This is a genomic window from Pseudomonas sp. CP-1 (assembly GCF_021213715.1).
Classification (GTDB): domain Bacteria; phylum Pseudomonadota; class Gammaproteobacteria; order Pseudomonadales; family Pseudomonadaceae; genus Pseudomonas; species Pseudomonas aeruginosa.
This window is the reverse complement of record NZ_JAJQKY010000001.1, coordinates 633,542-647,334: the sequence shown is the minus strand read 5'-3', so window position 1 is coordinate 647,334 and position 13,793 is coordinate 633,542. Positions and strand designations below refer to the sequence as shown.

Genomic DNA, 13,793 nt, shown 5'->3' with positions numbered 1-13,793 from the left:
CCGCACAGGAGATAGCCATGCGTTCGCAGCGGATCGTCCACATCGTCAGTTGCCATGCCGAAGGCGAGGTCGGCGACGTGATCGTCGGCGGCGTCGCCGCGCCGCCCGGCGCCACCCTCTGGGAACAGTCGCGCTGGATCGCCAGAGACCAGGACCTGCGCAACTTCGTCCTCAACGAACCGCGCGGCGGGGTGTTCCGCCACGCCAATCTGCTGGTGCCGGCCAAGGACCCGCGCGCGCAGATGGGCTGGATCATCATGGAACCGGCCGACACCCCGCCGATGTCCGGTTCCAATTCGCTGTGCGTGGCCACCGTACTGCTCGACAGCGGCATCCTGCCGATGCGCGAACCGCTGACCCGGCTGCTGCTGGAAGCGCCGGGCGGGCTGATCGAGGCCCGCGCGGAATGCCGCGACGGCAAGGCCGAGCGGGTGGAAATCCGCAACGTGCCGTCGTTCGCCGACCGCCTCGACGCCTGGATCGAAGTCGAGGGCCTCGGCTCGCTACAGGTCGACACCGCCTACGGCGGCGACAGCTTCGTCATCGCCGACGCCCGGCGCCTGGGCTTCGCCCTGCGCGCCGACGAGGCCGCCGAGCTGGTCGCCACCGGCTTGAAGATCACCCACGCGGCCAACGAACAACTGGGCTTCCGCCACCCGACCAACCCGGACTGGGACCATCTGTCCTTCTGCCAGCTGGCCGCGCCGCCGGAGCGCCGCGACGGTGTCCTCGGCGCGAGCAACGCGGTGGTCATCCGCCCCGGCAAGATCGACCGCTCGCCCTGCGGCACCGGCTGCTCGGCGCGGATGGCGGTGCTCCAGGCGAAAGGCCAGCTGCGGGTCGGCGAACGCTTCGTCGGGCGCTCCATCATCGGTTCGGAATTCCACTGCCACATCGAGTCGCTGACCGAACTCGGCGGCCGTCCGGCGATCCTCCCGTGCCTGTCCGGGCGGGCCTGGATCACCGGCATCCACCAGTACCTGCTCGACCCGGACGATCCCTGGCCGCAAGGCTATCGGCTGTCCGACACCTGGCCCGGCGGCCACTGCTGACCACCCCGCCCGACCGCAGGCAGCGGCCGGGCGGAAACCGATCCGGCGCGTACCGGATCGCCCACGACGGCGAACGCTGCCGTCGCCCTGTGACTCGGACCGCAGCGGTCCGATTGAATTCGTATACGAAATACGAAAAAAGGAGAAACCATGAGCAAGCACGTCAACTGGAGCGGCGTATTCCCCGCGGTCACCACCCAATTCAACGCCGATTTCTCGGTGAACCTGGAGGAAACCCACACGGTCATCTCCAACCTGGTACGCGACGGCGTGTCCGGGCTGGTGGTATGCGGCAGCGTCGGCGAGAACACCTCGCTGACCATCGAGGAGAAGATGGCCGTCACCGAGGTCGCCAAGGATGCCTCCGGCGGCCGCGTGCCGGTGATCTGCGGGATCGCCGAGTTCACCAGCGCCGGCGCGGCGAAGGTGGCCAAGGCGGTGGAGCGGGTCGGCGTCGACGGCATCATGGTGATGCCGGCGCTGGTCTATTCCTCCAAGCCGCACGAGACCGCCGAGCATTTCCGCAGCGTGGCCAGCGGCACCGACCTGCCGGTGATGGTCTACAACAACCCGCCGATCTACCGGAACGACGTCACCCCGGACATCCTGGTTTCCCTGGCCGACTGCGAGAACATCGTCTGCTTCAAGGACAGCTCCGGCGACACCCGCCGCTTCATCGACGTACGCAACCAGGTGGGCGAGCGCTTCATCCTCTTCGCCGGGCTCGACGACGTGGTCCTGGAAAGCGTGGCGGTGGGTGCCCAGGGCTGGATCTCGGGAATGTCCAACGTGTTCCCGAAGGAAGGCGAGACCATCTTCCGCCTGGCCAGGGCCGGGCGCTTCGCCGAGGCGATGCCGATCTACGAGTGGCTGATGCCGATCCTCCATCTCGACGCCCGTCCCGACCTGGTGCAGTGCATCAAGCTCTGCGAGCAACTCGCCGGTCGCGGCAGCGCCCTCACCCGTCCACCGCGCCTGGCCCTGCGCGGCGCCGATCGCGAGCACGTCGAGCGGATCATGGCCAAGGCCCTGGCCAGCCGGCCGGCGCTGCCGGACGTCGGCTTGTAGCCGACGCCCCGCCCTCGCCGCCTCGCTCCCCGGGGAGCGGCCGGCGAGGGCCAGCGGCAGAGCATTCCGTCCACCGTCCCCAGGGAGGCCCCATGCCCAGCATCCTCGGTCACAACTACGTTGGCGGCGCTCGCAGCGCCGCCGGCAACCTCATCCTGCGCAGCCTCGACGCCGACAGCGGCGAAGCGCTGCCCTACGCCTTCGTCCAGGCCACCGAGGCGGAGGTCGACGCCGCCGCCCGCGCCGCCGAACGCGCCTATCCACACTACCGGCAACTGTCCGCCACGCGCCGCGCCGGATTCCTCGAGGCGATCGCCTCGCGCCTCGACGCCCTGGGCGACGACTTCGTCGCCTTGGTCAGTCGCGAGACCGCGCTGCCCGCCGCACGCATCCAGGGCGAACGGATACGTACCGCCAACCAGTTGCGGCTGTTCGCCGAAGTCCTGCGGCGTGGCGACTTCCACGGCGCGCGCATCGATCGAGGACAACCCGGGCGTACCCCGCCGCGCCCCGACCTGCGCCAGTGGCGAATCGGTCTCGGCCCGGTGGCGGTGTTCGGTGCCAGCAACTTCCCGCTGGCCTTTTCCACCGCCGGCGGCGACAGCGCCGCCGCCCTGGCCGCCGGCTGTCCGGTGGTGGTCAAGGCCCACGGCGGACACATGGCCACAGCCGAATGCGTGGCCGACGCGATCCTCCAGGCGGCGGCCGACAGCGGCATGCCGGCCGGGGTATTCAACATGGTCTACGGCAGCGGCGTCGGCGAGGCGCTGGTGCGCCATCCGGCCATCCGCGCGGTCGGCTTCACCGGTTCGCTCAAGGGCGGGCGCGCACTGTGCGACCTGGCAGCGGCGCGGCCGCAGCCAATCCCGGTGTTCGCCGAGATGAGCAGCATCAATCCGCTGGTGGTGCTCCCCGAAGCCCTGCGCCGGCGCGGCCGGCAGGTGGCGGAGGAGCTGGCCGCCTCGGTGACGCTCGGCTGCGGCCAGTTCTGCACCAAGCCGGGCCTGGTGCTTGGCCTGCGCTCCCCCGGCTTCGACGCCTTCGTCGCGGCCCTGGGCGAGGCACTGGCCGCCAGGCCGGCACAGAGCATGCTTAACGCCGGTACCTTGCGCAGCTATGTCGAAGGACTGCAACGCCTGGAGCGCCATCCCGGCATCCGGCGCCTGGCCGGCGCGCCACAGGAAGGACGGCAGGCCCATCCGCAGTTGTTCAAGGCCGACGTGGGCCTGTTGCTGGAAGGCGACGAACTGCTCCAGGAAGAGGTGTTCGGCCCGGCCACCGTGGTCGTCGAGGCGGCCGACGAGGAACAGCTTGCCCGCGCGCTGGACAACCTGCACGGCCAGTTGTCGGCGACCCTGATCGGCGAAGCGGACGACCTCGCGGCGTTCGCCGGGCTGGTCCCGCTGCTCGAACGCAAGGCCGGGCGCCTGCTATTCAACGGCTATCCGACCGGCGTCGAGGTGTGCGACGCCATGGTCCACGGCGGCCCCTACCCGGCCACCTCCGACGCTCGCGGCACCTCGGTGGGAACCCTGGCCATCGAGCGTTTCCTGCGCCCGCTGTGCTACCAGGACTACCCCGACAGCCTGCTCCCGGACGCCCTGAAGAACGCCAACCCGCTGGGCCTGCTGCGCCTGGTCGATGGCCGGAGCACGCGCGAGGCGCTGGATTGAGCACGCCTGGGAGCCTGGATGGCGGATAGCGCCGTTGGCGCTATCCGCCCTACGCAGTCGTCCTCGTTGCGCCACGCTGTCCGGTCGGCCCCTCGCCTTGCGCTCACTCCAGCAACGCCAGCAGCTCCCGGTGCAACGCCTCGGGAATCGTCACACCGTCCCTGGCGCTGCGTTCGCGCGCTTCGAAGCGTCGCTGCGAGGGCAAGCGCGCGCCCTGTTCGACGATGCCTTCGAACAGCGTCTCGGCGCGCGCCAGGTGCTCCTCCGCCGAGGCGCCGAGCATGCGCCGCGGATCGATGGCGATCAGCAGTTCGCCACCGTAGGGAGAAGAACGGCTGCCCTCGTCGTAGGCCAGCGACTCGGCACTGGTCAGGTCGCCGATCAGCGGACCGGCGAGCAGTTCGACCATCGCCGCCAGGGCCGAGCCCTTGTGCCCGCCGAAAGTGAGCATGGCGCCTCGCAACGCGGCGCTGGCATCGGTGGTCGGCTCGCCCTGCTCGTCCACCCCCCAGCCCAGCGGGATCGGCTTGCCGGCGCGTTCGTGCAACTGGATCTCGCCACGCGCCACGGCGCTGGTGGCGAAGTCGAAGACGAACGGCAGGCCGTCCGGACGCGGCCAGCCAAAGGCGATCGGGTTGGTGCCGAAGATCGGCTTGCGTCCGCCCGCCGGCGCCACCCAGGCATGACTCGGCGTGGTCGCCAGGGCCACCAGGCCCGCCTCGGTGAGTGCCTCGACCTCAACCCATAGCGCGGAGAAATGCACACAGCGGTTCACCGCCATCGCCGCGATACCCTGGCTGCGGGCCTTCTCCAGCAGATGCGGCAGCCCCAGCCGGAATGCGCACTGGGAGAACCCGCCATGGGCGTCGACCCGCAGCAGGCCGGGAGCGATGTCGTGCAGTTCCGGCTCGGCGTCGGCGGATACCTTGCCGGCCTTCAGGGTGGCGATGCAGCCGAGCAACCGCCAGATACCGTGGGAGGCGCATTCGTCGCGCTCCCCCGCCACCAGGGTATCGGCCACCGCCTGTACATGGGCTTCGCTGAAAGCGTGCCGGCGCAGGATGCGCACGGCCAGCTCGCGGACCTCGTCCAGCGTCATTCGGATCACGGGCTTCTCCTTGTTCGACCAATCCCTAGGGTGGCCTGCCGCGACAGCCTTCTCTTGACCTCAATCGACCCTGAGCATGCCGAAAACGGCACAACCGGCTCGAGCACATCGAAAACTTACAGAAAATTCCTATCAATCATGTAAGGCAATTCCAAATAGCCCCGCAGCCCCTCAAGAAACCCCTCCGCGCCCCGCTACAGGACCAAGCACCTTCCCACAGCCCGGTCGGAGACCACCCCATGCTTCTTCGTCGTATCGCCATCACCCCACGCGCCGTCATCGGCTTCGCCATCCTCGCCTCGCTGCTGGTGGCGCTCGGCCTCTTCGCGCACAACCGCATGGGTTCGCTGAACCGCGCCGCCAAGGATATCGGCGAGGTCTGGCTGCCCAGCGTCGAAGCCTCGGCCCAGCTCAGCGGCCTGATGAGCGAACTGCGCCTCGGCGAGATGAACCACGTGCTGCTGCACGACGCCACGCGCATGCGCCAGCAGGAACAACGGATGGACGAGGTCATCGCTACCCTCGCCAGGGTGGAAAGGGAATACCGCCCCTTGCTGGTCCTGGACGAGGAGCGCGCGTTGCTCGACCAGTTCGTCCAGCGCCAGCAGGAGTACCTCGAAGGACACGCCGCCCTGCTCGCGCTGTCCCGTGACAACCGTACCGACGAAGCCAGCGTGCTGATGGGCGGGGCCCAGTTGCAGCGCTACGAGCAGGTGCAGCGGACCCTGAAGCAACTCATCGCCCTCGACCGCGAGGCCGCCCGCGCCTCCACCGCCGAAGCCGCCGATGTCTACTCCCGGGCCTCCACCGCGATCCTCGCGGTGCTGCTGGTGGCCCTGGCGGCCAGCGTGACGATCGCCTGGCTGCTGACCCGCAGCATCGTCGTGCCGATCCGCCAGGCGGTGTCCTGCGCCGACCGCATCGCGGCCCGCGACCTGACCGGCGAGATCGCCAGCGACGGCGACGACGAGCCGGCGCAACTGATGAAGGCCATGCGCAGCATGCAGGCCAGCCTGCACGACACCATCGAGCAAATCGGCGATTCCGCTGCGCTGCTGGCCGCCGCTGCCGAGCAACTGAACGCGGTGACCGAGGAAGGCAACCGGTCGCTGGCCCGGCAGAACGATGAGATCGAGATGGCCGCCACCGCGGTCAACGAAATGAGCGCGGCGGTCGAGGAGGTCGCGCGCAACGCCAGCTCCACCGCCGAGGCCTCCAGTCTCTCGGAACGGGCCGCCGGCAACGGCCGCGCACGGGTCGGACAGACCGTCCGCTCGATCCGCCAGATGAACACCGAGATCGGCCAGACTGCGCGCCTGGTGGAGGGCCTGGCCAGCCAGGCGCAGGACATCGGCAAGGTGCTCGACGTGATCCGCGCCATCGCCGAGCAGACCAACCTCCTCGCCCTCAATGCCGCCATCGAGGCCGCCCGCGCCGGCGAGCAGGGCCGCGGATTCGCGGTGGTCGCCGACGAAGTGCGCGCCCTCGCCCACCGCACCCAGCAATCGACCCATGAGATCGAAGGCATGATCGCCAGCGTCCGCGAGGGCACCGACACCGCGGTGTCCGCGATGCGCGAGAACGACCAGCGCGCCCGGCAGATGCTCGACGAGGCCGAGGCCGCCGACCACGCCCTGGGCGAGATCGCCGAGCACGCCACGCGGATCAACGAGCGCACCCTGGTGATCGCCAGCGCTGCCGAGGAGCAGGCCCACGTCGCCCGCGAGGTCGATCGCAACCTGGTGAACATCCGCGACGTTGCCGTGCAGACCACCCAGGGCGCCGAGCAGACCCGCGGCGCCAGCCACGAGCTGTCGCGCCTGGCCAACGACCTCAAGGGCATGATCGGTCGCTTCGTGGTCTGACCCGCAGGCGAGCTAGGGCGTCGCGCGGCGCAGCACCAACTGCCCGCCGTCGCCCTTCTGCACCCGGTAGTCGCCCTCGCCCTGGCGACCGAGGAGCATCAGGGTCAGGCCGCCGCGTTCGAGCAGCGCGATCCCGGCCGGGGTAGGCCTCCAGGCGCGCGGCTCGCTGGGCAGCCAGCGCGTGAGGCAGGCGGTATCGCCACCCAGGTCGTAGCCACTGGCTTCCGCCACTTCGCTGTCGCGCAGCTCCAGGTGGCAGATCGCGGGCGCCTCGTCCTGCTGCAGGGTCCATTGCCCGGCGAGATCGGAAGCGCTGAGAAGAATCAGACTGCTGGCCATACTGATACCTGTGCTGAAAAAACCGCAGAGCAAGCAAACCATCCTGGAGAGCTTCGCGCTTGCCGACATCGAGAGATCTCCTTCAAGCCTGGAACATCGGATAACACGGCGAACGCCGCCCGCCATCCTCGCTTCGAACGCCAGCGCGCGCCAGGCGCCGCGGGCCTCCGTTCGTCCGCCGGGTCGCCGGCCCACGGGCGCGCCACAGTTCACAACTTCGCTCCTGTGGAAGACACCTATCAATTCGAACAGTGCCCGGCCGGCCGAAGGGCCGCGGTTCGTACCGCCGCACCGAACCGCGCCCGTGTCAGCGCGTCAGACGACGATGTCGGCCTGGGTCGCCTGGCCGATCAGATTGATCGCGAAATCGGCATGGGCATCCCCGCTGAAGTCGATCGCCAGGCTGCCGGCCTTGCTCGCCGCGTCGTAGGACAGGATCGCCTGGCCGGCCTTGCCGGCGAAGGCGTCGACGTATTGCAGCACCAGCCCGCCGTTGACGAAGGCGTCCAGCCCGGACAGGTCGATCTTGTCCTGGCCGCTGACGAAGTCGCGCAGGGTATCCGGCGCCGCCGCGGAGGACTCGGCGATATCGCCGTAGACGAAGGTGTCGGCTCCCGCGCCACCCCACAGCTGGTCCGCGCCGAGGCCGCCGTAGAGGATGTCGTTGCCGGCGCCGCCCTTGAGCACGTTGGCCACGTCGTTGCCGATCAACAGGTCGCTACCCGAGCCGCCGATGGCGTTTTCCACGGTGACCCCGGCAGCGATCGACACATTGCCCTTCAACCCGCCGACATCGGACAGCGCCTTCTCGTTGAGGTTGATCTTCTGGTTCTGGCTGAAGCCGGAGAAGTCCAGGGTGTCGTTGCCGCCGGCGTCCCACACCGAGAACACCAGCTTGGAACTGGACGAGGTGGCGCTGTAGAAGTCGCGCTCGGTGTTGGAGTTGAAGCCGTACACCGTGTCGCCGGTGCGGGTGGTCAGGTTGGCCCCGTAGAGCTTCTGGATCGCCGCGATGTCGTCCAGCAGCGGTGCCGAGGAATAGGCGCCCTTGAAGTCCTGGCCGGTGTTCTGCTCTTCCCAGTAGCTCATCACCGAATAGGCGCGGGTGTCCTCGGCGTAGGTAGCGTCGGCGTAGGTGGGATCGCCCTCGCCGGCGTTGTAGTCGCCGGGGTGGCTCAGGCCCAGGGTATGGCCGATCTCGTGGGTCAGCGTCTGGCGTCCGTAGTTGCCGTTGGCCGGATTGACGTTGGCGCTGTAGCTGCTGTTGATCAGGTACCAGGATTGCCCCTTGAGCGCATCCGGTACATCCGGCAGGAAGGCGAACGCCGCACCGCCGACACTACTGCTGAAGTTGCCGAAGGTCAGGTCGCCCTGATCGCCCTGGCCGGCGTCGACGAAGTGGATATTGGTGACGTCCGCCCAGGATTGCAGCGACAACTTGGCCTGGGCCTGCTGCTGCGCGGAGAAGGCGCTGAACTTGCCCAGCGAGTAGATATCGCTGACATACTTCCACGGCGTATTGAAGAAGTCGTTCGGCTTGGTCAGGAACGAATAGGACAGGGTCAGCACCGAGTCGCCCGGCGCTTTCTGCCAAGACGCCTGTTCGCGGAGGATCTGCTCCGCCGCCTGGTCGACGGTATAGGACGGATGGCCATTGACCAATTCGTCCCCGCCCCGCGCATAGGCATGCAGGAAGTTGTCTACCTGGGTATACGCATCGCTACGACCTTTCAATGCAAGAGAATTGCTGGACATTGTCATATCCCTTTAAGTTGTAAAGGAAATAACTCGGATACAATTATCGGGTGGATAATTGCAGTTATCGGCCAGATCAGGCCGAAGTCCAAACTGACACAGCTCATTTTCCAATGTCCACAGGTTTCATGAAAAAAATTAAGCTGCACTTAAAGCATATGCACGAACGAATTCTGCATATATGAAATCATGCAGGAAAGATAAACTACCGAATACACTGGAATATTATAAAAACCGTTTCATATAAATAGCGCCTTATTGGAAAAACAATTCCGTGCGTATTGTTCGACCTCTGTCGACTCGCCCGGGACATCGACTTCACGCCAGGCGAACAATTGCCTGCACGTCCTTCGCGGTCTCAATTGAGCGCGCTCCGGTTTTCCTCCGTATCGGTCTTCGACAGGGTGTGCAGCGGCGCCGGGCAATCCGTCGTCGCGCAGTCGCGGCGGCGCGCCGGCGTCTCGCCGGCGACGAAGTTCGCCGCCACCAGTTCCAGGTCGACTTCGTCCAGCACGCCCGCATAGAAACGCAGGCGTGCCCAGGCCGTGAGGTAGTCGTACTTGGCCTTGGACAGCTCGTTCATCGCGCTGTACAGCGCCTGCTCGGCGTTCAGCAGGTCGAGGTTGACCCGCACCCCGGCGGCGATGCTCTTGCGCGTGGCCATCACCAGCGTCCGCGCCGACTCCACGGTCATCTCGTAGGCGCGGATCTTCGCCGCGCTGCTGCTGCTCTGGTTGTACATCTTGCGCACCTGGTTGAGGGTCTCGCGGACCTTGTCGTCCAGGTCGTAATGGCTCTTCTCCATGCGATGCGTGGCCTGGCGCGTCGCCGCCAGGGTCTCGCCGCCGGAGAACAGCGGAACGCTCAACTGGATGCCGACGCTGTCGGTCTCGTAGCGCTGGTTGTAGGTGTTCTCCGAACCGGACTTGGACTTGCCGGTGCTGGCGTACAGGCCCAGGCGCGGCAGGAAGTCGGCGCGGTTCTGCTCGACCTCGTAGCGGGCCACGTCCACCGCGTGGCGCAGCGAGGCCAGCTCGGGATTCTCGGCCAGCGCCAGGTCGCGCCAGGCGGTGTAGCTGGCGGGGCTCAGCGGGCGCACCTGGAAGCGTTCGCCGAGCGGCGCCAGGTCGGCGATCTCCAGCGGCGCCCCGACCAGTCGCTCCAGCTCGCGCAGGGCGGCATCCTGGCTGTCCCGCGCCTCGATTTCCTGGGCCTGGGCCAGGTTGAAGCGGGCCTGGGTCTCCAGGGTGTCGGTGCGGGTGCCGTTGCCGCGCTCGAACTGGCGCTGGTTGAGCTGGAACTGCTCGCGGTAGGAGCGTTTCTGCGCCCGCGCCAGTTCGATCTGGTCCTGGGCCAGCAGCGCGCCGGTATAGGCTTCCAGGACCCGGACCAGCAGTTCCTGGCTCTGGCTGCGGAAGCGCTCGTCGGACAGCAGCGCCTGGGCCACGCCCTTGCGGTAGCGGCTGAAGGCCTCGTAGTCGAACAACGGCTGTTGCAGGCTGAGGGTGGAGACGTAGCTGTCGTAGTCGCGGTCTTCCTTGAAATCGCCGCGGGTGGTGGCCTGGGTCACATCGGACCAACTGCGCCCACGGTTGTAGCTGTACACCAGGCGCGGCAGCAGCGCCGCGCGGCCGAGCGCACGGTATTGCCTGCCGGCCTCGTGCTCCTGGATCGCGGCCTGGAACTGCGGGTCGTTCTCCAGGGCCAGGTGATAGCCGTCCAGCAGGCCGAGGGCGAAGGCATCCTCGCGCAGCAGCAACAGGAAGGCGCCGAACAGCCAGGTCATCAGGCGGCGCATGGTCATCGGTCAGTTCTCCGCCAGCGCCACGTGGGCGCGGTCGAACAGGGGCTTGAACAGGTAGTTGAGCAGCGAGCGCTCGCCGGTGCGGACGAACACCTGCACCGCCATCCCCGGGCGGATCTGCAGGCCCTTCAGCTTGCCCATCGCGGCCGCGTCGACCTGGGCGCGCAGCGCGTAGTAGGGCTGCTTGTTCTGCTCGTCGAGCAGGCGGTCGGCGCTGACCATGGTCACCTCGCCGGTGACCCGCGGGGTCTTGCTCTGGTTGAAGGCGGTGAACAGCATCTCCACCGGCAGCCCGCTGTGGATCCGGTCGACCAGGTTCACCGCGAGCTGGCCCTCCACTTCCAGGCTGTCGCTGTTGGGCACGATGTACATCAGCAATTCGCCGGGGCCGATCACCCCGCCATCGGTGAACACCTTCAAGCCGGCCACGTAGCCGCTGACCGGCGCGCGGATCTCGGCGTGCCGCAGTTCGTAGCGCGCCGAGGACAGCTCCTCCCAGAGCGTCCGCGCATTGACCTGGGTTTCCGCCAGTTGCCCGTTGACTTCCTTGCGGTACTCCTCCTCGCGTTGGGCGATGCGCATCTGCGCCTCGGCGATGCTCTGGCGGATCTGCCCGAAGCGACCGCTGCTCTCCGATAGCCGGGCGTTCACCTCGGCCAGTTGGCGCTCCTGTTCGAGCAACTGGTTGCGCGGCATGTAGCCTTCCTCGGCGAGGTCGCGCGCACCGCTCAACTGGCTGTTCAACAGGCGTTGTTGCAGGCGCTGGTTGCCCTCGGTCTGGCGCAACCCTTCGAGCTGGGCGCGCAGCCCCTCGATGTTCGCCCGCAATGCGGAGAGTTCGTTGGCCAGCGCGGTCTGGCGGCTGTGCAGCAACTGCCGCTGCAACTCCAGGCGCTCGCCGAGGGTCGGCAGCGGGGCCTGCTCGGCCAGCCCCGCGGGCATCTCCAGGGTCCGCCGGCCGTCGTATTCGGCCTGTAGGCGCGCCTGGTTGAGCCGCGCGTTGGCGTACCGGTTGAGCAGCGAATCGACGTTGGCCCGGGCCTGGGTCGGTTCCATGCGGATCAGCGGCTCGCCCGCCTCCACATGCTGGCCGTCGCGCACCAGGATGTGCTTGACCACCCCGCCCAGCGGATGCTGCACCGACTTGCGCTGGCCGGAGATGATCACCGTGGCCGGCACCGCCACGCCCTGGTCGAGCGGCGCGAAGGCGGCCCAGAGCAGCGCACCGCCGAAGCCGAACAGGACCAGCAGCCAGCCCAGTCGCGCATAGGCGTTCTCGTCGCGTTTCACCGTGCGGGTCATTCCACACCTCCCTGGCGCGGCGCGGCCACCACCTGCGGCGCGCCGTAGCCGGCCACCCGGTAGTCCGCGCGCTGCTGCGACGCCGACGCGGCGCGCTGGTTGTTCAAGGCGGCGAGCACCTGGTCGCGCTCGCCGTACAGGTGCAACTGGCCGGCGTTCAGCGCCAGCAGGCGGTCGGCGCAACCCAGCACGCCGGCCCGGTGGGTAATCAGCAGCACCGTGCAGCCACGCGCCTTGAGCGCCTGGATCGCCGCCAGCAGCGCCTGCTCGCCGCTGTCGTCGAGGTTCGAGTTGGGTTCGTCGAGCACCACCAGGGTCGGCGCACCGTACAGCGCCCGGGCCAGGGCGATGCGCTGGCGCTGGCCGCCGGAAAGCCCGGCGCCGCCGACGCCGAGCACGGTGTCGTAGCCCTGCGGCAGGCGCAGGACCAGTTCGTGGACCCCGGCCAGGCGCGCCGCCTCCACCACCTTGTCGGCCTGCACCTCGCCGAAGCGGGCGATGTTTTCCGCCACCGTGCCGGCGAACAGTTCGATGTCCTGCGGCAGGTAGCCGATGCGCGGGCCGAGGGTCTCGCGCTCGTACTGGCGGATCTCGGCGCCGTCCAGGCGCACGCTGCCGTGCAGGGTCGGCCAGATGCCCAGCACTACCCGCGCCAGGCTCGACTTGCCGGAGCCGGACGGACCGATCACGCCGACCACCGAGCCGGCCGGGATCGCCAGGGTCAGGCCACGCAGGGTGCGCGCCTCGCTGCCGGGCGGCGCCGCGTCCAGCGATTCCAGCAGCAGGTGGCCACGCGGCTCGGGCAATTCCATGCGCCGCTCGCGGGCGGGGAATTCGTCGAGCAGGCCGCTCAGCCGGCGATAGGCATCGCGCGCCGCGCCCCACTGCTTCCACACGCCGATCAGTTGGTCGATGGGCCCCAGCGCACGGCCCATCAGGATCGAGCCGGCGATCATCATCCCCGGGGTGATGCGTCCCTCCACCGCCAGCCAGGCGCCGAGGCCGAGCACCAGGGATTGCAGGGCGATGCGCAGGTACTTGCTCAGCGCGTTGATCCGCGCCGCGCGCTCGCTGGCCAGGCTCTGCTGGTCGAGGAACGCCTGGTGCAGCCGTTCCCAGCGCCCGCGCATGCTACCGAGCATGCCCATCGCCTCGATCACCTCGGCGTTGCGCAGGTTGTTGCTGGCCAGTTGGCCGGACTTGATCGACAACTCGCCGGCCTTGGCCAGCGGCGCACGGGTGGCGCGTTCGTTGAACCAGGCGAGGGCCATCAGGGCCAGCGCGCCGACCAGCGAGAGCAGGCCGAGCCAGGGGTCGAAGAGGAAGATCACCAGCAGGTAGACCGGGAACCAGGGCGCGTCGAAGAAGGCGAACAGCGCCTGGCCGGTGATGAACTGGCGCAGGGTGGTCAGGTCGTGCAGCGCCTGGCTGGCCTCCTGGCCGCCGGCGCGCAGGTTGCGTTCGAAGGCGGCGGCGTAGACCCGCCCGTGCAACTGGCCGTCGAAGCGTTCGCTGACCCGCACCAGGACGAAGCTGCGCAGCGCCTCCAGCGCGCCCATGAAGACGAACACGCCGAGCGCCATCAGGGTCAGCATCAACAGGGTGACTTCGTTGGCCGAGGACAGCACGCGGTCGTACACCTGCAGCATGTACAGCGAGGGCACCAGCATCAGCAGGTTGATCACCCCGGAGAACGCCGCCACGCTGCGCAACGCACTGCGGCTGGCCGCCAGGGCCTGTTTGATTTCGTTGGTAACGCTGGAACCGAGCCTTGCCATCGAGCGCGCTCACTTCTGCCACGACTGCCGCTGGAATCCCGAATGAGCC

At 68.2% G+C, this 13,793-nt stretch carries 10 protein-coding genes; 4 read left to right on the top strand and 6 right to left on the bottom strand.

What is annotated here, in order from left to right; genetic code table 11:
- The first annotated feature begins 17 nt into the window (after positions 1-17).
- From LT948_RS03085 to LT948_RS03075, 3 genes are all read left to right on the top strand, one after another.
- Positions 18-1,052, top strand: coding sequence for a trans-3-hydroxy-L-proline dehydratase (locus LT948_RS03085; RefSeq protein WP_003082552.1), 1,035 nt, complete (start codon positions 18-20; stop codon positions 1,050-1,052).
- Positions 1,053-1,202: 150 nt separating this feature from the next.
- Positions 1,203-2,120 (top strand): dihydrodipicolinate synthase family protein, encoded by a 918-nt coding sequence (locus LT948_RS03080; protein ID WP_003105052.1) that lies wholly within the window; start codon positions 1,203-1,205, stop codon positions 2,118-2,120.
- Between the two features lie 92 nt (positions 2,121-2,212).
- Positions 2,213-3,793: an aldehyde dehydrogenase (NADP(+)) gene (locus LT948_RS03075; protein ID WP_012614360.1), complete on the top strand. Its 1,581-nt coding sequence runs from the start codon at positions 2,213-2,215 to the stop codon at positions 3,791-3,793.
- 103 nt (positions 3,794-3,896) lie between these two features.
- On the opposite strand, the gene lhpD is transcribed toward LT948_RS03075, so the two are convergent.
- Complete coding sequence (gene lhpD, locus LT948_RS03070) at positions 3,897-4,901, bottom strand: bifunctional delta(1)-pyrroline-2-carboxylate/delta(1)-piperideine-2-carboxylate reductase (protein WP_096070264.1); 1,005 nt, start codon at positions 4,899-4,901, stop codon at positions 3,897-3,899.
- 239 nt (positions 4,902-5,140) lie between these two features.
- On the opposite strand from lhpD, the gene LT948_RS03065 reads away from it, so the two are divergent.
- Entirely contained in the window at positions 5,141-6,766 is a 1,626-nt protein-coding gene (locus tag LT948_RS03065) for a methyl-accepting chemotaxis protein (RefSeq protein WP_015503274.1), read from the top strand.
- Between the two features lie 12 nt (positions 6,767-6,778).
- On the opposite strand, the gene aprI is transcribed toward LT948_RS03065, so the two are convergent.
- The 5 genes from aprI to aprD form a co-directional block, all read right to left on the bottom strand.
- Complete coding sequence (aprI, locus tag LT948_RS03060; protein WP_003082543.1) at positions 6,779-7,174, bottom strand: alkaline proteinase inhibitor AprI; 396 nt, start codon at positions 7,172-7,174, stop codon at positions 6,779-6,781.
- Positions 7,175-7,420: 246 nt separating this feature from the next.
- Positions 7,421-8,860, bottom strand: a complete 1,440-nt coding sequence (gene aprA, locus LT948_RS03055) for a serralysin family metalloprotease AprA (RefSeq protein ID WP_003159842.1) — start codon at positions 8,858-8,860, stop codon at positions 7,421-7,423.
- A gap of 358 nt (positions 8,861-9,218) precedes the next feature.
- Entirely contained in the window at positions 9,219-10,664 is a 1,446-nt protein-coding gene (gene aprF / locus LT948_RS03050; RefSeq protein ID WP_073657080.1) for an alkaline protease secretion protein AprF, read from the bottom strand.
- A 3-nt stretch (positions 10,665-10,667) separates the two neighbouring features.
- Complete coding sequence (gene aprE, locus LT948_RS03045; RefSeq protein ID WP_003082540.1) at positions 10,668-11,966, bottom strand: alkaline protease secretion protein AprE; 1,299 nt, start codon at positions 11,964-11,966, stop codon at positions 10,668-10,670.
- Positions 11,963-13,744, bottom strand: coding sequence for an alkaline protease secretion ATP-binding protein AprD (gene aprD / locus LT948_RS03040; protein ID WP_003086725.1), 1,782 nt, complete (start codon positions 13,742-13,744; stop codon positions 11,963-11,965). The genes aprE and aprD overlap by 4 nt, the downstream gene beginning before the upstream one ends.
- Positions 13,745-13,793 lie beyond the last annotated feature (49 nt).

Excerpts from the sequence above, each read along its gene's own strand:
- LT948_RS03085 (WP_003082552.1), top strand. The coding sequence starts at position 18 with ATGCGTTCGCAGCGGATCGTCCACATCGTCAGTTGCCATGCCGAAGGC.
- LT948_RS03080 (WP_003105052.1), top strand. The coding sequence starts at position 1,203 with ATGAGCAAGCACGTCAACTGGAGCGGCGTATTCCCCGCGGTCACCACC.
- LT948_RS03075 (WP_012614360.1), top strand. The coding sequence starts at position 2,213 with ATGCCCAGCATCCTCGGTCACAACTACGTTGGCGGCGCTCGCAGCGCC.
- LT948_RS03065 (WP_015503274.1), top strand. The coding sequence starts at position 5,141 with ATGCTTCTTCGTCGTATCGCCATCACCCCACGCGCCGTCATCGGCTTC.
- aprI (WP_003082543.1), bottom strand. The coding sequence starts at position 7,174 with ATGTCGGCAAGCGCGAAGCTCTCCAGGATGGTTTGCTTGCTCTGCGGT.
- aprA (WP_003159842.1), bottom strand. The coding sequence starts at position 8,860 with ATGTCCAGCAATTCTCTTGCATTGAAAGGTCGTAGCGATGCGTATACC.
- aprF (WP_073657080.1), bottom strand. The coding sequence starts at position 10,664 with ATGACCATGCGCCGCCTGATGACCTGGCTGTTCGGCGCCTTCCTGTTG.
- aprE (WP_003082540.1), bottom strand. The coding sequence starts at position 11,966 with ATGACCCGCACGGTGAAACGCGACGAGAACGCCTATGCGCGACTGGGC.
- aprD (WP_003086725.1), bottom strand. The coding sequence starts at position 13,744 with ATGGCAAGGCTCGGTTCCAGCGTTACCAACGAAATCAAACAGGCCCTG.